Genomic DNA, 19,476 nt, shown 5'->3' on the forward strand with positions numbered 1-19,476 from the left:
AAAGGATAGGGCAGGTGGGATGCGAGCTGGGTTTGCGTAACCGGTCCGGTTTGTTGCGGGCTCGGTCGTGCTTGCCAGGCATGGCCTGGCACTACTGAAAAGAAAAGGCCGACGCTTTCGCGTCGGCCTTCCCGGTCAACCACGCCTCGATGCTGCGGAAGCCAGCCTCAGCTGGCCTTGCCCTGTGCATCCAGGTAACGCTCTGCGTCCAGTGCGGCCATGCAGCCGAAGCCGGCCGAAGTGATCGCCTGGCGGTAGTGCTGGTCGGCCACGTCGCCGGCGGCGAACACGCCTTCCACCGAGGTCTGGGTGGCGTTACCGCCCAGGCCCGAACGGATTTCCAGGTAGCCGTTGTTCATGGTCAGCTGGCCGTCGAACAGCTGGGTATTCGGGTGGTGGCCGATGGCCACGAAGAAGCCGTGGGCATCGATGTCGCGGGTGCTGCCGTCCAGGGTCGACTTCACGCGCACGCCGGTCACGCCGGCCTCGTTGCCCAGCACTTCCTCCACCTGGTGGTGCCAGACGGTTTCGATCTTGCCGGCTTCCACCTTGGCGAACAGCTTGTCCTGCATGATCTTTTCCGCCTTCAGGGTGTCGCGGCGGTGGACCAGGTAGACCTTGCGGGCGATGTTGGACAGGTACAGCGCTTCTTCCACGGCGGTGTTGCCGCCGCCGACCACGACCACGTCCTGGTCGCGGTAGAAGAAGCCGTCGCAGGTGGCGCAGGCGGACACGCCGCGGCCCTTGAACTCGTCTTCGGTCGGGATGCCCAGGTACTTGGCGGTCGCGCCGGTGGAGATGATCAGGGCGTCACAGGTGTACTCGTGGCTGTCGCCGATCAGCTTGAACGGGCGCTGCGACAGGTCCGCGGTATGGATGTGGTCGAAGATGACCTCGGTCTCGAAGCGCTCTGCGTGCGCCTGCATGCGCGCCATCAGGTCCGGGCCCATCAGGCCATGGGCGTCACCCGGCCAGTTGTCCACTTCGGTGGTGGTCATCAGCTGGCCACCCTGCTGCAGGCCGGTGATGACGACCGGCTTCAGGTTGGCGCGGGCAGCGTAGACGGCAGCGGTCCAACCGGCCGGGCCGGAACCGAGGATGACAAGACGCTGGTGGCGGGAGGGCAGGCTGGTGCTCATGTAGACTCGCGAAAAGGTAGATGGGACAAGGCGCGGCGATGTTTGCACAGCATCCTTGGCTGGTCATAGAGTGGCGGCTGGGGCAGGGCGATTCAAGCCGATGAACAGAACAGCGCCATCCACGGGCGGTTTCAGGCCCCGTCCTCGCTTGCGCGGCAACGGATAACTGAAAACTGACGCCGTCTCGTTTATTATCAAACACTAACAGCGCATTCCAAAGGTATGGTCTAAGGTGGCGAAGCAGGTCCCCGAACGCTCCAAGTCCGACGACAAAAAGGCATCGCGTCGCTCGGCGGCAGCGGCCACGACCGACAACCCACGCCGTCAGCGCCTGTGGCGCGACCTGGGTCTGATCGCCATCGCGCCGGCGCTGCTGTATCTGGCTGCCAGCCTTTTCACCTATTCAGCGACGGACCCGGGCTGGTCACACACCGGCAGCGTGGTTGCGCCGGTACACAACATGGGCGGCCGCGCGGGCGCGTGGATCGCCGACGTGCTGCTGCAGTTGTTCGGCTACATCGCCTTCCTGCTGCCGGTGGTGCTGGGCGCGCTGGCCTGGATCGCAATGTTCGGCCTCAAGCGTGAGAGCAAGGGCGAGAACGATCTGGATCCCGCGTTGCGGCTGGTTGGCCTGGTCGGCTTCCTGATCGCCGGCACCGGCTTCCTGCACGTTCGCCTGTTCAGTGGCGATGTCTCCAGTGCCGGCGGCATTCTCGGCAAGCTGGTCGGCAATTCGCTCAGCGTGGGCTTTGGTGCGCTGGGGGCAAACCTGTTCGTGCTGGTGCTGCTGCTGGCCTCGATCACCCTGGCCACGGGCCTGTCCTGGTTCGTGGTGATGGAGAAGATCGGTCGCGGCGTGATGTCGCTGGCACCGTTGCTCGAGCGCAAGAAGGAGCAGGCCACCGAATGGCAGCAGACCCGCGTCCTGCGCGAGGAACGCCAGGAAGTGCGCAAGGCCGATGCCGAAGTGCGCGCCAAGCGCGAGCCGGTGAAGATCGAGCCGCGCCCGGAGCCGGTGATCGAAAAGAGCGACCGGGCCAAGCGCGACAACCAGATCCCGATGTTCCGTGGCGTCAATGGCGACGGCTCGGACCTGCCGCCGCTGGCCCTGCTGGATGATCCCAAGCCGCAGCCCGTGGGCTATGACAAGGACACCCTGGACGCGCTGTCGCGGCAGATCGAATTCAAGCTCAAAGACTTCCGCATCGATGCACAGGTGGTCGGCGCCAATCCCGGCCCGGTCATCACCCGCTTCGAGATCGAGCCGGCGCCGGGCATCAAGGTCAGCCAGATCAGTTCGCTGGACAAGGACATCGCCCGCGGCCTGTCGGTCAAGTCGGTACGTGTGGTCGATGTGATTCCGGGCAAGTCGGTGATCGGCCTGGAAATCCCCAACGTCACCCGCGAGATGATCTACCTGTCCGAGCTGCTGCGCTCGAAGGAGTACGACAAGTCGGCCAGTTCGCTGACCCTCGCGCTGGGCAAGGACATCGCCGGTCGCTCGACCGTGGCCGACCTGGCGCGCATGCCGCACCTGCTGGTGGCCGGTACCACCGGTTCGGGCAAGTCGGTGGCGGTCAACGCGATGGTGTTGAGCCTGCTGTTCAAGGCGTCGCCGAAAGACCTGCGGATGCTGATGATCGACCCGAAGATGCTCGAATTGAGCGTCTACCAGGGCATTCCGCATCTGCTGGCGCCGGTGGTCACCGACATGAAGGAGGCCGCCAACGGCCTGCGCTGGTGCGTGGCCGAGATGGAGCGCCGCTACAAGCTGATGAGCGCGGTGGGCGTGCGCAACCTGGCCGGCTTCAACAAGAAGGTGAAGGACGCCCAGGACGCCGGCCAGCCGATGATGGACCCGCTGTTCAAGCCGAACCCGGAACTGGGCGAGGCGCCGCGCCCGCTGGAGACGCTGCCGTTCATCGTCATCTTCATCGACGAATTCGCCGACATGATGATGATCGTCGGCAAGAAGGTCGAAGAGCTGATCGCGCGACTGGCGCAGAAGGCGCGTGCGGCCGGCATCCACCTGATCCTGGCCACCCAGCGCCCGTCGGTGGACGTCATCACCGGCCTGATCAAGGCCAACATTCCCACCCGCATCGCCTTCCAGGTCAGCTCGAAGATCGATTCGCGCACCATCCTCGACCAGTCCGGCGCCGAGACGCTGCTCGGTCACGGCGACATGCTGTACCTGCCGCCGGGCACGGCGATGCCCGAGCGTGTGCACGGCGCCTTCGTGTCCGATGAGGAAGTGCATCGCGTGGTCGAGCACCTCAAGGCAATGGGGCCGGCCGACTATGTCGACGGCGTGCTGGACGAAGTACAGACGATGGGCGATGGCGTGGTGGTCGGTGCGACCGGCCTGCCGGAGAGCAGTTCCGGCGGCGGCGATGAGTCCGACCCGCTGTACGACGAAGCGCTGCGCGTGGTCACCGAGACCCGCCGCGCGTCGATTTCCGGTGTGCAGCGTCGCCTGAAGATCGGCTACAACCGCGCGGCGCGACTGATCGAGGCCATGGAAGCGGCTGGTGTGGTCAGTCCGCCCGAGCACAACGGCGACCGCACGGTGCTGGCACCGCCGCCGCCGAAGTAAGCCAAGCCCTGCCGCACTCCCGACGTCCAAGGAACCGACGCATGCTTCAACCCGTTTCCTGCGCGCTGGCGCTGGCCTGCCTGCTGGCAGCCGGCCCGGCGCTGGCCGACGCCGCCGCGACGGCTGTACCCGCAGTCGCGCCGCCGTCCACCGGCAGCGATGCCGAGGCCAGCAACAACTTCAGCTTCGTACGTTATCGCGCCGACTACCAGGTGCGCGCCGATGCCGGCAACGTGCAGACTGAAACCTACGAAATCCTGCTCAAGACCAAGGCAGCGGTGGAGCAGTTCAGCCAGGTGCGGCTGAGCTACAGCGAGAAGATGGAAACGCTGGATGTGGTCAACGCTTATACGCTGACCGCCGACGGCCAGCGCCGCGAAGTGCCGGCCGACCGCATCTACACCCAGGAAAGCTATTCCAGTGCCTCGGCGGCGATGTATGCCGACCGCAAGGTGCGGGTGATCGTGTTCCCGAACCTGGCGCCGGGCACGCGGCTGTTCTACCAGGTGCGTCGGACCCAGCTGACGCCCTATTTCCCGGGCTACTTTGGCCTGTGGGAAACCTTCAATGTGTTCACCCAGTACGACGATGCCGAAGTGACCCTCAGCGCGCCGGCCAATCTGCCCATGTTCGTGGACAGCCGTGGCGTGCAGGGCAGTGACCGACCGGTGGTGAAGAACGGCCAGGCGCAATGGCGCTGGCGCTACCAGCGCCGCGAGCCGATGCAGGCGCAGAACTGGTCGGCGGCGGTGTGGGAGTTCGGGCCGAACATCATGGCCAGCACCTATCGCGACTGGGCGCAGATGGGCCGCGCCTACCAACTGAAAGCAGGGCCGGCCGCACAGGTCACCCCGGAGATCCAGGCGCTGGCCGATGAAGTCACCGCCGGCATCAGCGACCGTCGCGCGCAGGCCGATGCGCTGTACCGCTGGGTGGCGCAGAACATCCGCTACGTGGCGGTGTACCTGGGCAATGGCGGCTTGGAGCCGAACAGTGCGCAGAGCATCCTCGACAACCACTATGGCGACTGCAAGGACCACGTAACGATCCTCGAGGCGCTGCTGGCGGCCAAGGGCATCACCAGTTCGCCGGTGCTGATCGGTGCCGGTGGCGGCCCGACGCTGCCGAAGATTCCGCTGCTGGGCCGCTTCAACCACGCCATTACCTACGTGCCCGAGTTCGACCTGTACCTGGATTCGACCAGTGCCTGGGCGCGCTTCGGCCAGCTGCCCGATGGCGACCTCGGTGCGCCGGTGCTGCACACCCGCGATGCCACCCTGGCACGCACGCCGGCCAATGATCCGCAGCGCAACGCCACGGTGATGGAGGTGCGCTTCACCTTCGACGCGCAGGGCAACCTGCGTGGCGAGACGGTGCCGCAGCTGAGCGACAACGCCGAGATCGGCATGCGCGCGCAGTTCGCCCAGCTCAATGCACAGAACCGGGCACGCGCTGAAGAATCGATCATGGCCGCGTCCGGTTTCGATGGCCGCGGCCAGCTGCAGCTGCAGGGTGTGCCGGTCGACCTGACCCGGCCGTTTGGCTATCGCATGGCCTTCCAGGCCGAGGACTACGTGGACTTCGATGTGGCCGGCGGCATGGCCGTGCCCGATCCGCCCGGTGGTGAATCGGTACGCGGGCTGTATGCCAGCGCCTCGGCGCCGGACAATGAGACGCCGTTCTACTGCAATGCCAGCCTGCGCGAGGAAACCTATCGCCTGCAGTTCCCGGCCAATGCCCCGATCATCGCGATTCCGCGCAGCCAGCGGTTTGCCAATGCGGCCGGCGAGTACCGGGTCGACTGGAGCCGGCAGGGCCAGGAAGTGACCGTGCATCACCGCCTGCAGCAGAACGCGGTGCGCGGCGCCGAGGCGCTGTGCCAGCCGCAGGACTATGCCGCGTTCCGCGCGCTGTTCCGCGAGGTGCGCCGCGGCTTCCGTGGCCAGGTGCTGTACGGCAAGCTGCCGGCCGCTGGCAGCTGAATCGCCGATCAGCGATCAGGGCGTCATAATGGCGTCCTGATCGCCCATTCATCTTTCGCCGGGCACACTGGCACCCAACTTTCCTGGCCGCGCGCCCACAGGATCCCTGCATGAACCTTCGCCTCCGCCGTTTCCTTGCCACCACCACCCTGGCCGTGGCCTGCGCCGCTGCCGGCAGCGCCTGGGCCGGCGCCCGTGATGACCTGAAGACCTTCACCACCGGCCTGAAGGGCCTGGATGGGCAGTTCAGCCAGCAGGTGTTCGACAGCCGCGGCAAGGCCAAGGAATCCACCAGTGGTCGCGTCGCTTTGTCGGCACCGCGCCTGTTCCGCTGGGAATACGTGCGCCCGCACGAGCAGCTGATCGTGGCTGACGGCAAGAAGGTGTGGATGTTCGAGCCGGACTTGGAGCAGGCGACCGTGCGCGAGCAGGGCAAGGAAGAGCAGAACAGCCCGCTGACCGCGCTGATCAACCCGGCACTGCTGGAGCAGCAGTACGACGTGAGCGAAGAGGCCGCCACCCGCGATGGCCTGCAGTGGCTGTCGCTGTCGCCGAAGCGCGAGACCGAAGCCAGCTTCCAGTACGCCGCGCTGGGCTTCAACGCGCAGGGCCTGGCGAAGATGGAGATCACCGATGCCGTGGGCCAGCGTACCGTGATCAGCTTCAGCGGCTGGAAGCGCAACCCCAGCTTCGCCGCCAACACCTTCCGCTTCACCCCGCCGGCCGGTACCGACGTCATCGGTAACTGATCGCAGTCGCCGGGCATGGCCCGGCGCTACCGGCCTTGGTGGGTGTCAACCGGCACCGCCTTGGTAGGTGTCAACCTTGGTTGACATGCTTTTGATCTGCCGGCCAGCGGCCGGCACTGCCGATTGCCGCAGATCTCCGGTCCGCCGGGCATGGCCCGGCGCTACCTGCGCTGGTGGGTGTCAACCGGCACCGCCTTGGTGGGTGTCAACCTTGGTTGACATGCTTTGATCTGCCGGCCAGCGGCCGGCACTGCCGATTGCCGCACATCTCCGGTCCGCCGGGCATGGCCCGGCGCTACCGCCCTTGGTAGGCGTCAACCTTGGTTGGCATGCTCTCGCGGTACAATGACCGCGTGCCAAGACATCGCTCCACTTCATTCCCCGGCCCCGATCTGCTGAGTGTCGATCGGGAACACATGCGCCCGCTGGCCGAGCGCATGCGCCCCCGCACCCTGGATGAGATGGTCGGGCAGAAGCGTCTGCTCGCGCCAGAGAGCGCGTTGCGCCGTGCCGTCGAATCCGGTCGCGTGCATTCGATGATCCTGTGGGGGCCGCCCGGCTGCGGCAAGACCACGCTGGCGCTGTTGCTGGCTGAATACTCCGACGCCGAGTTCCGTGCCATTTCCGCCGTGCTGTCCGGCCTGCCGGAGGTGCGCCAGGTGCTGGCAGAGGCCGCGCAGCGCTTCGCCGAAGGTCGTCGCACCGTGCTGTTCGTCGATGAAGTGCACCGCTTCAACAAAGCGCAGCAGGATGCGTTCCTGCCGCACATCGAGCGCGGCACCATCCTGTTTGTTGGTGCAACCACCGAGAACCCGTCGTTCGAGTTGAACTCTGCGCTGCTGTCGCGTTGCCGCGTGCACGTGCTGGAAGGTGTTTCGCCAACCGACATCGTCGAAGCGCTGGAACGTGCGCTCGGTGATCGCGAGCGCGGGCTGGGCGAGGAACGCATCGAAGTCGCGCCCGAGCTGCTGCTGGAAATCGCCACCGCCGCTGATGGCGACGTCCGCCGTGCGCTGACCCTGCTGGAAATCGCCGCCGAGCTGGCGGGCGGGGAGGGTGGTCGCATCACCCCGCAGACGCTGACCCAGGTGCTGGCCGACCGCACCCGCCGCTTCGACAAGGGCGGCGAGCAGTTCTACGACCAGATCTCGGCGCTGCACAAGTCCGTGCGCAGCTCCAATCCCGACGCCGCCTTGTACTGGCTCACGCGCATGCTCGACGGCGGCTGTGATCCCTCGTATCTGGCGCGCCGGCTCACCCGCATGGCCATCGAGGACATCGGCCTGGCCGATCCTCGCGCGCAGAGCATGGCGCTCGAAGCGTGGGACATCTACGAGCGGCTCGGCAGCCCGGAAGGCGAGCTCGCCTTCGCGCAGCTGGTGCTGTACCTGGCCAGCACCGCCAAGTCGAATGCCGGCTATGCCGCCTTCAACCAGGCCAAGGCCGATGTGCGCGACAGTGGTACCGAAGAAGTGCCGCTGCACCTGCGCAATGCACCGACCAAGCTGATGAAGGAGTTGGGCTACGGTGCCGAGTACCAGTACGACCACGATGCCGAGGGCGGCATCGCGCTGGACCAGACCGGTTTCCCCGATGCGATGGGCGAGCGGGTGTATTACAACCCGGTGCCGCGCGGGCTGGAGATCAAGTTGAAGGAAAAGCTCGACCGGCTGCGTGCCGAGCGTGAGGCGGCGAGGGCGGCCAAGGGCACGTAGTCGTCTGCGTGTGGCAAGGCGGCGCATTGCTCCGCTCGCATGCATTTGGCAGACTGCGCGGCTTGTTTTTCAAGGAACGATGCCGTGCAGGAAATGATTCTGCCGTTGAAGCGCTACGCCCAGTTCGAAGGCCGCGCCAACCGCCGCGAGTACTGGATGTTCCAGCTGTTCCTGCTGCTTGCGGGAGCCGCGGTATGCGTGATTGCGCTGGCAGTGGCGCTCGTTGCCGGCCTCGTGCTGGACGCCGATTCCAGCTGGATGGCCGGGATCACGATCGGCGCGGCGGCACTGGTGGGTGCGCTCTGGCTGGCCACGATCGTGCCGCTGATCGCGGTGACCGTGCGCCGCCTGCATGACTGCAACCAGTCAGGGTGGCTGTACCTGCTGGCGCTGGTGCCGGGCGGTGGCGTGGTGATCCTGATCTTTGCGCTGCTGCCGGGTACGCCGCAGGACAACCCGTACGGTCCGGTGCCCGCCGGCCCCTGAGTCAACGGGTTTCGGCCCGATGCAACGAAGCCGGCCCAGGGCCGGCTTCGTCGTTTCTGCGCTGCTGTCAGCAGTGCCAAGCTGATTACTGCAGAACGCAGTCGCCCAACGCCAGGTAATCCGATCCCGAACTGAACTGCAGCGTGCAGCTGGCGGTGAAGGTGACGCCGTCCTCCATCGCTGCAAGCTTGGCGTTCTGCTCGTCGTCGGAGGCGGTCAGGCGGGCCAGCACCTGGCCATCCTCATCGCCCGCCTCAAGGACCGGCTCGCCCTGCAGGTTGCTGGAGGCGCCCAGGCTCACTGCCGTGAACTGTACGGTCTGGTTGAGTTCTTCCAGCCCGAGGGAGGAATAGCCGGCCTCTTCATAGGCCGAATACAGCCCGGCCAGGCTCGGCGCGGCATGGCCGGCCAGCGGGGCGAGAAGGCCGGCGACGAGTGCGATCAGTGCTTTGTGCTTCAAGGGGTTCTCACAATCATGGGATCCGATCCCATGGCGGTTGTGGAGCTGATGGGCAGGGACCATGCAGGCACCCGCAAGGGCGGGGCGATTCCTGCGCCCCGATGGCAGGCAAAGTAGATGAACCCGGACTTCCGGTGCAAGCGCTGGCGTACGCACTGTCGCGCGCGTGATACATAGCGTGACGTTTGATCGATGTGATAATCATTCGCATTTAAGGTAGACTGCGGTCCCTTGTGAACCGGTGGCCGTGTGCCGCTTTCGCCGTCACTGATGAAGTCTTCCGTCCTGCCTCCGCGCCGCGGCCCGCTGCTGTCCGGCTTGGCCGCCTTGATGATGGGCCTGCTCCTGGCTACCCCGTACGCATACGCGCAGCAACGCAATCCGCTGCAGAAGATGGGCCAGACCGTGCTTGATGCACCGGCGGCCAGCTATCGCTTCGAGCGTTTCGTGATCGACAGCCCCGACCAGCAGCGCCGCTGGCGGGTGAATGTGGCGATTCCGGCCAAGGCCCCCAAGGCGCCATCGCCGGTGCTGTACGCACTGGACGGCAACGCCGTGGCGATGGTGCTGGACCAGCCGCTGCTGGCCGAGCTGGCCGCACGCAAGGCGCCGCCGGTGCTGGTGCTGATCGGCTACGACAACGACCTGCGCATCGATTCGGCGTCGCGTACCCGCGACTACACCGCATGGATCGATCGCGCCGATGATGAAAGCGGCAGGACGCAGGCTGTCGGCGGCGGCGCAGCGGCCTTCCTGGACATGATGGAGCGTCGCATCAAGCCCGAAGTGGAACGCCGCGCCAACATCGATCGCCAGCAGCAGGCCCTGTGGGGCCATTCGCTGGGCGGCCTGTTCGTGCTCAGCAGCCTGTACACCCGTCCGGCCGCCTTCCAGTACTACCTCAGTGCCAGTCCGTCATTGTGGTGGAGCCAGGGTGCGCCGCTGGGTGACATCGAGCAGCAGTTCGTGCAGAACGTGCATGGCCAGCCAGCAAAGGTGTGGCTGATGCTGGGCGGTGCCGAGCGCGTCGGCGACCGTGGCAAGCGCGACATGAGCAATCCGCGCGTGGTCGCGCATCTGCGCCGCATTGGTGGCGCCACCCCGGATGCGGCGATGCAGCTGTCCGAGCGCCTGGGCAAGGTGCCGGGGCTGAGCGTGCAGTATCGCGAGTTCCCAGGCCTGGGCCATGGCCCGATGCTGCCGGCGTCCTTCCACGCGGCGCTGCACGAGCTTTATGGCGTGACCGACCGCAGCGCCGCCGACGGCCAGCCGGCCGGTGGAGACAACGCCGCCGAATGACCCCCTCGCACGGCAGTGCCGTGCGACCCCACTACCCAGGCGGACTGTCGATGTGCAGCGGCCAAGGCAACCGATGAATCCCGCGCCACCAGGCGCGGCCTACGTGTGCAAGGAGCCTTCCATGTCATTCCGTCCGTCTTTCCGCCTCACTTCCCTGGCCGCCGGCCTGCTGCTGGCAGTGACCGCCAGCGCACAGCCGGTGTTCGACCAGCCGGCCAGCGCAACCTTCAAGGGCCAGGTTGTCTCACGCGGTGAGAACGTGGTTCCCGGCAGCACCGCCGATGTCACCGGCCGCGGCTTCGTGCCGGGCCAGCAGGTCAGCCTGCTGCGTGGCGATACCGTGCTCAACAGGCAGCCGGTGGTGGTCGATGCCGATGGCAACTTCAAGACCCAGCTGGCCATTCCGGCCGACGCCGTGCCGGGTACCCATCCGGTGGTGGTGCGCGCCAGCCAGCCGGCCGCCGCAGCCGTGCTGAAGCTGCGTGTGTCGCCGCAGCTGCCGCTGTCGGGCCAGGCGAAGTTCGCCACCCAGTCCAACAAGCTGGTGCCGGGCCTGTACCAGTCGGCCTACAGTGCTGCCAGCAATGCCGTGTTCGTGACCTCGGCCGTCGGCCGCCCGCCGGTCACCCAGTCGCAGCTGCTGAAACTGGACCCGAAGTCGCTGAAGGTGACCAAGGCCATCACCCCGGCGCAGGTGCCGGGCAGCACCAACGGTGCGGTGTTCGCGGTGTATGGCGTGGGCGTCGATGATGCCAATGGCAATGTCTGGGTCAGCAACACCCGCCAGGACACCGTGGCTGTCTATCGCCAGGCGGATCTGTCGCTGGTCCACCAGTTCCCGGTCGGCGCCGTGCCGCACGCCCGCGACGTGGTGGTCGACAGCACGCACGGCAAGGTGTTCGCCTCGGCCGCCGGTGAAGACCATTTGTCGGTGTTCGATGCGAAGACGCTGAAGGCGCTGGAGCCGATCACCCTGGCCTCCGGCGTGGACGACGAGAAGTTCGTGCCGATGAGCCTGGTGCTGGATGAGCCCAGCGGCAAGCTGTTCACGGTCAGCATCGGTACGCCGGAAGCGGCGGTGATCGATGTGGCCAGCGGCAAGGTCGACAAGGTCATCGATCTGGGCAATTCGATCAGCGCTTCGGGCGTTGCCTTCGATGCCGAGCGCAACCGCCTCTACGTGGCCTCGCAGGGCACCGACAACCTGCTGATCGTCGACGTGGCCAGCGGCAAGGTCGTGCACGACGTGCCGGTCGGCGCCGGCGCACTGAACGTGGCCTTCGATGCGAAGAGTGGCCTGGCCTACGTCACCAATCGCGGTGCCGGCACCGTCACTGCCGTTGACCGTGATGGCAAGGTGGTCGGCAACCTCGATGGCGGCACCTTCCCCAATCACGTCCGCGCCGATGGCAAGGGCAATGTCTTCGCCGTGAACAAGTCGCGTGGCGCTGAAGATCCGAAGGGTGACCGCATCACCCGCATCAGCCTGCGCCAGCCGTAAGCCACAGGGCAGGGCGGCACCCCGCCGCCCTGCCAGCAAGGAGAATCTGCATGAACATCGCTTCCCGCCTGCGCCAGTGCGCGCTCCCGATTGCCGTTTCATTGGTGCTGGCCGCCTGTGGCGATAAAGCGCCGCCGTCTGCCGGCAGCCCAGACGCAGCAGCACCGGCGGCCGCCACCGCCAAGGCGGGAGCACTACCCGCAGGTTGGCAGCGGGTGGCAGGCAGCGACGTGCCGACACTGCCGGGTCAGCAGGCGGTGCTGCCGAGCAAGGTGCACTCCGACGATGGCGCCGATGTGGAGGTGGATGACAGCAGCCGGATCATTGCCGGCGGTGACGACATCATCGCGGTGATCGAGGCGCTGGGCCTGGGCAAGCAGGTGTTCGCCGCGCCGACCAACACCACCACCGAGGCAGGCCTGGCCGCACCGCACCAGTTCCTGTTCAACCGCACGACCGGCGTGGAGGGGGTTCTCAGCCTGCAGGGGTCGCTGTTCATCGGCAACAGCCTGCGTCGCCACACCGAACTGGCAAAGAAGCTGCGCGAAGTGGGCGAGCCTGCAGTGGTGATCGATGACCTGCAGCCGGCGCCGGACAAGGTGCGCAAGATCGCCGCCGTGCTCGGCGTGGCCGACGCAGGGCAGACCCTGGCCACGCAGGTGCAGCGCCAGCTGGATGAGGCCGCCGCGATCGGCAAGGGCCTGGCGCATGCGCCGCGGGTGATCCATGTGTCGGCGACGGGAGCGGGCGGTTCGCCCACCGTGGCCGGTGCCGACAGCGCATCGGCCAAGCTGATCGCCCTGGCCGGCGGCCTGAACATCGGCACCGAGGCCGGCGTGGCCAACTATTCGCAGCTGAGCAACGAAGGCGTGGTCGCGGCGGCACCGGACGTGATCCTGGTGACCGAGCACGACCTGCAGCTGTTCGGTGGTGCCGAAGGCCTGTGGAAGGCCTACCCGACGCTGAAGCAGACCCCGGCCGGACAGGCCAACCGGGTCTGGGTGATGCCGGATGCGCAGTTGAAGTACGCCAGCATCGGTTCCGGTGCGGGGGCATTGGCCCTGGCGCAGGCGCTGGCGGCGCTGCCGAAGGCATGAGCCCTGCGAATCGACGCCGCCGTCGCGGGCGGACGATGTTGTTGATTGCGCTGCTCGCGCTGCTGGGCGCGGTGCTGGCGTCGTTCGCCGTGGGGCCGCTGCGCTTGCCACCGCTGGAAGTGATGCAGGCGCTGGCGGTGAAGCTGGGCCTGCTGGATCCGCAATCGGTCAGCAGCCGTGACCTGGCCGTGGTCTGGCAGCTGCGCATTCCGCGTGCGTTGCTGGGGGCGATGGTCGGCGCGGCGCTGGCGATGGCCGGTGCCAGCCTGCAGGGACTGTTCGGCAATCCGCTGGCCGATCCGGGCATCGTCGGTGTCAGCCAGGGCGCCGCGCTGGGTGCCGTGGCGGCGATCGTGCTGGGCGCTGCGGGTGCAGCCGGCTGGCTGGTGCCAGTGGCGGCCTTCGGCGGCGGTGCCGCCGCGATCGGATTGACCTACGCGCTGGCGCGGCCGGGCAAGGGCAGTGGCAATGCCACGCTGTTGCTGGTGGGCATTGCGATGGCCGCGTTCTGTTCGGCACTGATCGGCTTCCTGACCTACATCGCCAACGAAAGCGAGCTGCAATCGCTGGTGTTCTGGCAGATGGGCTCGCTGGCGCGCGCGAACTGGGCCGACGTGGTGGCGGTGCTGCCGCTGTTCGCCATCGGCGCGTTCGCACTCCATCGCTTGGCCACGCCGCTGGACATGCTGGCGCTCGGCGAGCGCCAGGCACAGCATCTGGGGCTGGACGTGGCGCGTACACGGCGCCTGCTGGTGGCCTTCAGTGCGCTGCTGGTCGGCGCGGCGGTAGCGTTCGCCGGCTCGATCAGTTTCGTCGGCCTGGTGGTGCCGCACGTGGCGCGCCTGCTGGTTGGCCCTGGCCACCGCTGGCTGCTGCCGTTGTCGGGTCTGCTGGGTGCACTGCTGATCGTGGTGGCCGACACTGCGGCGCGCACCCTGGACCCGCCTGCCGAGATTCCGCTGGGCCTGTTCTCCGCCGCGCTGGGCGCGCCGTTCTTCCTCTGGCTGGTGCTGCAGCAGCGCCGCAAGGCGGCGGCATGAGCGCCTTCCTGCAACTGCGCGACGTGGTGGTGCGTCGCCAGCAGCGCGAGATCCTGCATGGCATCACCCTCGCATTCGAGCCGGGCACGGTGACGGCGCTGGTGGGGCCCAACGGTGCCGGCAAGTCGACCCTGCTGGGCGTGGCGGCTGGCGATCTGCGTGCCGACGGTGGCGATGTGCAGCTGCATGGACGTCCGCTGCGCGACTACAGGGCTGGGCCGCTTGCACGCGAACGTGCGGTGATGCCGCAGGAGCACGGCGTGCGCTTCGCCTTCAGCGTGGAGGAAGTGGTGGCGATGGGGCGCCTGCCGCACCCGCCGGATCCGCAGGTGGATGAGGCCCAGGTGGAGCGGGCGATCGATGCTGCCGAACTGCAGGCGCTGCGCCTGCGCGAAGTGCAGCAGTTGTCCGGCGGCGAATCGGCGCGCACCACATTCGCGCGCGTGCTGGCACAGGACACGCCGTTGCTGCTGCTGGATGAGCCTACGGCTGCCTTGGATCTGCGCCACCAGGAGCGCACCCTGCGCAGCGTACGGGCCTGCGCCGAAGCCGGTGCGTGCGTGATCGTGGTGCTGCATGACCTCAACCTGGCGGCCGGATACTCCGATCGCATCGTATTGCTGGAGCAGGGCAGGGTGGCCGCTGACGGCACGCCTTCGCACGTGCTGACCGAGGGCAACCTGCAGCGTGTCTACCAGCAGGACGTGGTGGTGCTGCAGCATCCGCGCCGCGGTGTGCCGTTGGTGGTGGTTACCTGATGCAGTAAAGCTTCCTTGCACAGCGCGACGTATCATTGTCGGTTCGTTTTTCTCAACGGAATGACCCCCATGAACTACATCCTCCCGCGCGCGACACTGCTGGCTTCGATCATTGCTGCATCGTGCACGGCGCACGCCGCTCCCGTCCGCACGGTTGTGCTGGACAAGGTCGCTGACCAGGCGACCTCGATCGAAATCCGCCATGCGAAGGGCGCCGGCGCCGCCTCCGATCTTTTCACCACGCACTACTACACCGGTGGCGCGATGCTGATGGCCTGGGGCAATCAAAGCGTTCTGCTGCTCTGCAAGAAGTCGGCGTATCTGAAGCTGCCGGGCATGAAGCCTGCGGCCAGCGAACTGCCGCTGGAGAAGCGGCAGATGATCGGCTACGAAGCGATGATGGCCGGCTACGGCAGCCTCGCTTCGATCAGTGGACTGGTGGACGGCAAGATCGAAGTGGCCGATGACGGCAGTGAAGTGCGCCGCCAAGCCGAGCGGTCGTGGGCCTACGGCGTTGAACGTTACGACGTGATCAGCCAGCGCATGCCCAATGGTGCGCTGCGCGTGCGCGCACTGAAGACCGCCACGGTGAACAACGCAAAGCCGTCCAAGCCGGGCGACACCTTCAGCACCGATGACGACCAGGCTGCCCGCCTGAGCGAGCTGGGTGCGGTGGGCGCCTGGACTGAAGTGACCATCCACGACACGCCCCGTCGAGGCGAGATCAATGCCGCCTTCCCGCTGAAGGACTGGGTGTCGGTGACGGGGGATCACGCCGCGACGGTGGGTGAGGCGCGGCGGATCAATGGGTGCGAATGATCGTTCCTGGGTGATTGCTGCCCCGTTGCGCCTCATCGTTCCATCCATGCGCGCAATATTCACTTGCGCGCCAGATTGACAGGTCTAGAATGCGCCGCATGAACCGGATGCCGCTCCTGAAGTTTTTCACCCTGACCCGCGCAAGCGCGGAACGGGCGTGTCTGCCTGGAGCCCTACGAGGCCGCTGATCGCGGCCTTCGCTGGACCATCCACAGAGCGCCCTCCGGGGCGCTCTTTTCGTTTCCGTCCCCATCCCTCAACCCGCTCCACCGCAAGGAGAACGTGCCATGCACCAGATCGCCGAGACCGAACGCTAGCCGCACACGCCGTTGCCAACCGGCGTGTGCGGCCCCCGAAGTTGGCCCAGCAGGAACCTTTCTCATGAACACCAACACCCAGACTCTGTCGCGTCTTCGCAACCTCGGCATCATTGCCCACATCGACGCTGGCAAAACCACCCTTACCGAACGCCTTCTGTGGAAGACCGGCGAGATCCACCGCGTCGGCGAAGTGCATGACGGCAACGCGACCACCGACTTCTCGGCGATCGAGCGCGAACGTGGCATCACCATCGGTGCGGCCGCCGTGCACGCACAGTGGGCGCCACGCGATCTGCCGCTGCACCAGCTGACCCTGATCGACACGCCCGGCCACATCGACTTCGCCATCGAGGTCGAGCGCTCGCTGCGCGTGCTCGACGGTGCCGTGGCCGTGTTTTCGGCCGTGGACGGCGTGCAGCCGCAATCGGAAACCGTGTGGCGCCAGGCGCGCCGGCATGGCGTGCCGTTGATTGCGTTCGTCAACAAGATGGATCGCATCGGTGCCTCGTTCGAGCGCGTGCTGGAGCAGCTGCAGGACAAGCTGCGGGCGCGACCGTGGGCGCTGGGCGTGCCGCTGGGCAGTGAGGGCGACTTCCACGGCTGGGTCGACCTGGTCGATGGCCGCGTACTGCAGTGGCAGGACGCAGGCGCGGCGACGGTGACGGCATGGAGCGAAGCCGAGCGCGCGCAGTGGCAACCGCAGCGCAATGCGCTGGTCGAAGCCGTGGCCGACCATGATGATGTGCTGGCAACGGCATGGCTGGAAGGTCGTGACATCGACGCGGCGACGCTGCGCGCAGCGATCCGTCGCGCGACGCTGGCGGGCGCCGGCGTACCGGTGCTGGCGGGTGCTGCCTTCAAGGACAAGGGCATCGAAACGCTGCTGGATGCGGTGGTCGACTACCTGCCGTCGCCGCTGGATCGTCCTGCGGTCACTGCCGAAGGCGAGGGCGGCGACGTCCTGCTGCCGCCGGATCCGGACGGTCCGCTGGCTGGCCTGCTGTTCAAGATCACCCACCAGCAGCACGGTGCGTTGAGCTTCGTGCGGCTGTACTCGGGCACCTTGAAGGTAGGCGACAACGTGGCCAGCTCGCAGCACCCGCAAGGGCGTCGCATCAGCCGGCTGGTGCGCGTGCAGGCCGACCAGACCCAGGACATCGGGCAGGCCGTGGCCGGCGACATCGTGGCGGTGCTGGGCTGGAAGGATGCGGTCAGCGGTGAAACGCTGAGCGGGCGAGGGCAGCCGCTGCGCCTGGAGAGCATCCAGGCACAGGCCCCGGTACTGGCCTGGCGGTTGGAGCCGGCACGTGCGGCCGACCTGATCCGGCTGGCGCAGGGCTTGGCAAGCCTGGCCCAGGAAGATCCCTCGTTCCGGGTGGAAACCGATCGCGAGACCGGTGAAACCCTGGCCTGGGGCATGGGCGAGCTGCACCTGGAGGTGATGGTCGAGCGGCTGCGCAGCGAATGGAAGCTGGACATCGGCATTGGCGCGCCGCGTGTGGCTTACCAGGAAACGCCGCAGCGTGCCGTGGAAGGCGTCGTGGGCCGCCTGGTCAAGCAGACCGGTGGCCAGGGCCAGTTCGCGCACGTGGTGCTGGATGTGGTGCCGCGCGACGACGGCGAGGTCGTGTTCAATGACCGCATCGTCGGTGGCGTGGTGCCGCGCAACTTCATCGCTGCGGTGGAGAAGGGCGTTCGTGCCGCGCTGTCGGAAGGCCCGCAGGGCCATCCGGTAGTCGGCATCGAAGTCAGCCTGGTGGATGGCCAGACCCACGCGAAGGATTCGTCGGAGATGGCGTTCCATCGGGCCGGCAGCGAGGGCATCAAGGCCGCGTTGGCGGCCAGCGGTACGCAGCTGCTGGAGCCGGTGATGGCGGTGACGGTGCATTCGCCGTCGGCCTCGGTGGGGGACGTGGTGGGTGATCTGAATCGCCGCCATGGACGCGTTGCCCGCATCGACGACCAGGACGGTCGCGCCGAAGTCAGCGGGTTCGCGCCGCTGGCGCAGCTGGTCGGGTATACGACCTCGCTGCGTTCGCTGAGCCAGGGACGGGCCAGCAGCGAATCGCACCTGCATGGCTACGAGCCGGTGCGTGCAGCGTAAGGTGGATGCAGGGAGCCCGTTCGCGGGCTCCCTTTTTTGTGTTGACGAGGGGTCATCCACGCGTGACGTGGATCTGCCGATCTTTGCATTGGCGGGGGTCTATCCACGCATGGCGTGGGTCTACTTCCCACGCCATGCGTGGATGGGTGCCATCCGTGCGCCACGCAGTTGCATTGCATTGCAACAAAACTGCAGAAAAAGCTGGATTAAAGTGATGCCTCACGATAAATTGCGCACCCCCCGTTGCTTGCCGCCGCCCGCACCCTGCCCATGCGTGATGACAATGATCCCGGAACCCTGGAGCTGACCCTGCCGCGCAAACGCGGTCGGCCGCCCAAGTTCGGGTACGCAATGAGCGACGCACAGCGGGCTGCACGCTATCGGGCACGGCGCGCTGGCCAGGCCAACCACGCCGATGTGCGGCATTGCAGCGACATGGTCCTGCTGGACAAGATCCGCGCGGCGGTCAGTGCGCGCGACACCGAACTGGCTGGCTTTCTGGTCCACGTACTGTGGCAGCGCTACCCGTTGCAGTTGAAATAAGTCGGCCGCGGGGTGGCCGTTGTCACCTGCCTTGTTGATAATGCGGGATTCAGGTTGTTCCCGCTGGCGCGCCCGGGATGGCAGGCGCGCATGATCGACATGGTTTCCACGATGACCACCACCAGCGACACCACCACCGAAGCTGCGCCGAGCAGCGCGCCCCTGTTCTACACCCGCCCGGTGCCGCTGCAGGCAGACCTGCACGCCGATCTGCGCATCCTGCCGGGCAAGCTCGAGTTCGCTGCCAGCAGCAACTCCATCCCGCTGGTGCTGGGCGAATTCTCGCTGGCGCTGCATCACTTCCCGATCCTGTTCGCAGGCCCGAGCGCGGTGCCGATGGCCGCGGTGGGTGTGACCACCGACAACCTGTTCATCACCGATGGCCTGTGGGACGACGAGACCTACATCCCGGCCTACCTGCGCCGCCATCCCTTCATCTTCATCGACACCGGCGCGGACAATGACTTCCTGCTCGGCATCGACGAAGACAGCCCGCGCATCGTCCGTGGCGGCGAAGAAGGCCAGCCGCTGTTCGTCGACGGCAAGGCCACCGAGATGGTGCAGCAGGCACTTGAGTTCTGCGGTCAGTTCACCCGCGAGCACGAACAGACCCAGGCCTTCTCCAAGGCACTGGTCGACAACGGCCTGCTGGTCGAGCGCAATGCAACCGTGCGCCTGCCCGATGGTCGCGAGTTCAACCTCAATGGCTTCTTCGTGGTCGACGTCGAGAAGTTCATTGCGCTGCCGGATGCGACCGTCATCGAATGGCACCGCAACGGCTGGTTGGCGCTGATCCACCAGCACCTGATGTCGCTGGGTCGCTTCAACGACCTGACCCGCCGCCAGGCAGGCCGCAACGCCGCCTGAT

16 protein-coding genes are annotated in these 19,476 nt (G+C 66.8%); 14 read left to right on the top strand and 2 right to left on the bottom strand.

Annotation, left to right across the window (positions count from 1 at the left end; translation table 11 throughout):
- Nucleotides 1-167 precede the first annotated feature (167 nt).
- Nucleotides 168-1,139, bottom strand: a complete 972-nt coding sequence (gene trxB / locus LC407_RS06775) for a thioredoxin-disulfide reductase (protein ID WP_025877237.1) — start codon at nucleotides 1,137-1,139, stop codon at nucleotides 168-170.
- A gap of 232 nt (nucleotides 1,140-1,371) precedes the next feature.
- Between trxB and LC407_RS06780 the strand changes: the two genes are divergently transcribed.
- The 5 genes from LC407_RS06780 (at nucleotide 1,372) to LC407_RS06800 (ending at nucleotide 8,667) form a co-directional block, all read left to right on the top strand.
- Nucleotides 1,372-3,735, top strand: coding sequence for a DNA translocase FtsK (locus tag LC407_RS06780; RefSeq protein ID WP_223482448.1), 2,364 nt, complete (start codon nucleotides 1,372-1,374; stop codon nucleotides 3,733-3,735).
- Between the two features lie 41 nt (nucleotides 3,736-3,776).
- The gene (locus tag LC407_RS06785) at nucleotides 3,777-5,717 is read left to right on the top strand and encodes a DUF3857 domain-containing protein (protein WP_059064157.1); all 1,941 of its coding nucleotides are present in this window, start codon (nucleotides 3,777-3,779) and stop codon (nucleotides 5,715-5,717) included.
- A 110-nt stretch (nucleotides 5,718-5,827) separates the two neighbouring features.
- Complete coding sequence (gene lolA, locus LC407_RS06790; RefSeq protein ID WP_223482449.1) at nucleotides 5,828-6,466, top strand: outer membrane lipoprotein chaperone LolA; 639 nt, start codon at nucleotides 5,828-5,830, stop codon at nucleotides 6,464-6,466.
- Between the two features lie 329 nt (nucleotides 6,467-6,795).
- On the top strand, nucleotides 6,796-8,181 hold the full coding sequence (locus tag LC407_RS06795) for a replication-associated recombination protein A (RefSeq protein WP_317850704.1): 1,386 nt from the start codon (nucleotides 6,796-6,798) through the stop codon (nucleotides 8,179-8,181).
- Between the two features lie 84 nt (nucleotides 8,182-8,265).
- Nucleotides 8,266-8,667, top strand: a complete 402-nt coding sequence (locus LC407_RS06800; RefSeq protein ID WP_223482451.1) for a DUF805 domain-containing protein — start codon at nucleotides 8,266-8,268, stop codon at nucleotides 8,665-8,667.
- An 85-nt stretch (nucleotides 8,668-8,752) separates the two neighbouring features.
- Here the strand turns inward: LC407_RS06800 and LC407_RS06805 are convergent, their stop codons facing one another.
- Nucleotides 8,753-9,127, bottom strand: a complete 375-nt coding sequence (locus tag LC407_RS06805) for a hypothetical protein (RefSeq protein WP_088099885.1) — start codon at nucleotides 9,125-9,127, stop codon at nucleotides 8,753-8,755.
- Nucleotides 9,128-9,397: 270 nt separating this feature from the next.
- Here LC407_RS06805 and LC407_RS06810 point away from each other — a divergent pair, with 270 nt between their 5' ends.
- The 9 genes from LC407_RS06810 (at nucleotide 9,398) to LC407_RS06850 (ending at nucleotide 19,475) form a co-directional block, all read left to right on the top strand.
- Nucleotides 9,398-10,426: an alpha/beta hydrolase-fold protein gene (locus tag LC407_RS06810; RefSeq protein ID WP_134832518.1), complete on the top strand. Its 1,029-nt coding sequence runs from the start codon at nucleotides 9,398-9,400 to the stop codon at nucleotides 10,424-10,426.
- 121 nt (nucleotides 10,427-10,547) lie between these two features.
- Nucleotides 10,548-11,927 carry an ATP-binding protein gene (locus LC407_RS06815; RefSeq protein WP_134832519.1) on the top strand — a complete coding sequence of 460 codons (1,380 nt, stop codon included), beginning with the start codon at nucleotides 10,548-10,550 and terminating at the stop codon, nucleotides 11,925-11,927.
- Nucleotides 11,928-11,977: 50 nt separating this feature from the next.
- Nucleotides 11,978-13,024, top strand: coding sequence for an ABC transporter substrate-binding protein (locus LC407_RS06820; RefSeq protein ID WP_154880304.1), 1,047 nt, complete (start codon nucleotides 11,978-11,980; stop codon nucleotides 13,022-13,024).
- The gene (locus LC407_RS06825; RefSeq protein ID WP_223482452.1) at nucleotides 13,021-14,064 is read left to right on the top strand and encodes an iron ABC transporter permease; all 1,044 of its coding nucleotides are present in this window, start codon (nucleotides 13,021-13,023) and stop codon (nucleotides 14,062-14,064) included. Before LC407_RS06820 ends, LC407_RS06825 begins: the two co-directional genes overlap by 4 nt.
- Nucleotides 14,061-14,822 carry a heme ABC transporter ATP-binding protein gene (locus LC407_RS06830; protein WP_059064165.1) on the top strand — a complete coding sequence of 254 codons (762 nt, stop codon included), beginning with the start codon at nucleotides 14,061-14,063 and terminating at the stop codon, nucleotides 14,820-14,822. The genes LC407_RS06825 and LC407_RS06830 overlap by 4 nt, the downstream gene beginning before the upstream one ends.
- A 69-nt stretch (nucleotides 14,823-14,891) precedes the next feature.
- The gene (locus tag LC407_RS06835) at nucleotides 14,892-15,641 is read left to right on the top strand and encodes a hypothetical protein (protein WP_032974801.1); all 750 of its coding nucleotides are present in this window, start codon (nucleotides 14,892-14,894) and stop codon (nucleotides 15,639-15,641) included.
- Between the two features lie 381 nt (nucleotides 15,642-16,022).
- The gene (gene fusA, locus LC407_RS06840; RefSeq protein WP_025877212.1) at nucleotides 16,023-18,065 is read left to right on the top strand and encodes an elongation factor G; all 2,043 of its coding nucleotides are present in this window, start codon (nucleotides 16,023-16,025) and stop codon (nucleotides 18,063-18,065) included.
- Nucleotides 18,066-18,335: 270 nt separating this feature from the next.
- On the top strand, nucleotides 18,336-18,608 hold the full coding sequence (locus LC407_RS06845) for a hypothetical protein (RefSeq protein WP_025877210.1): 273 nt from the start codon (nucleotides 18,336-18,338) through the stop codon (nucleotides 18,606-18,608).
- Nucleotides 18,609-18,719: 111 nt separating this feature from the next.
- Nucleotides 18,720-19,475 (top strand): SapC family protein, encoded by a 756-nt coding sequence (locus tag LC407_RS06850; RefSeq protein ID WP_025877209.1) that lies wholly within the window; start codon nucleotides 18,720-18,722, stop codon nucleotides 19,473-19,475.
- The last annotated feature ends 1 nt before the right edge of the window (nucleotide 19,476 follow it).

The sequence above is a fragment of the Stenotrophomonas sp. OVS01A genome, from assembly GCF_019969775.1.
Classification (GTDB): Bacteria; Pseudomonadota; Gammaproteobacteria; order Xanthomonadales; family Xanthomonadaceae; genus Stenotrophomonas; species Stenotrophomonas indicatrix.